This is a genomic window from Arthrobacter sp. Y3223164, from assembly GCF_059091005.1.
The window spans coordinates 1-491 of record NZ_JBNHGF010000833.1 but is presented as its reverse complement, the minus strand read 5'-3'; the positions used below and the strand labels follow the sequence as shown (position 1 = coordinate 491).

1 protein-coding gene and 1 pseudogene are annotated in these 491 nt (G+C 71.9%); both read left to right on the top strand.

Annotation, left to right across the window (positions count from 1 at the left end; translation table 11 throughout):
* The coding region (locus tag AC5RUJ_RS18275; RefSeq protein ID WP_494156522.1) for a helix-turn-helix domain-containing protein at nucleotides 1-221 on the top strand (221 nt) is incomplete at its 5' end.
* 75 nt (nucleotides 222-296) lie between these two features.
* Nucleotides 297-491: pseudogene (locus tag AC5RUJ_RS18270) on the top strand (glutathione S-transferase family protein); the annotation flags it as partial.

The window sequence follows — 491 nt, the reverse complement described above, 5'->3', positions numbered from 1 at the left end:
TCGCCGCCGTCGCCCACGACCGCGACGCCCTGGACCTGCTGCAGCGGTACCTGGAGGCCGGTGGCAACAAGGCCCGGCTCGCGCGCGACGGTTACCTCAGCCGCCCCACGCTTTATGCGAGGCTGGCGCGCCTGCAGGAGCAGCTCGGCGTCCCGCTCGAGGACGCCGAGTCGCGGACGTCGCTGCACGTGGCCCTGCTGCTGCACAGGATGCGCGGATGACCGACCGGCCCGGCGCAGGCTAGGCCGGCAGCGAACCCTTGCCAGCGGTGGCCGACCGGCCGATATGGTGGAGGCATGAGCCAGAGCAGCGACACGGCGGAGTTCAGCACCAAGGGCGCCTACGTCCACAGCGGCGAAGAGTTCGACCGGGACACGAACTACATCGAGGACCGGATCGTGGCCGATCCCGATGCCGTGCGTGCCTCGGACGGGCCGACCGGCGGCACCATCGGCAACCCGAACGGCGGCCTCGGCGACGGCGCCAAAGCC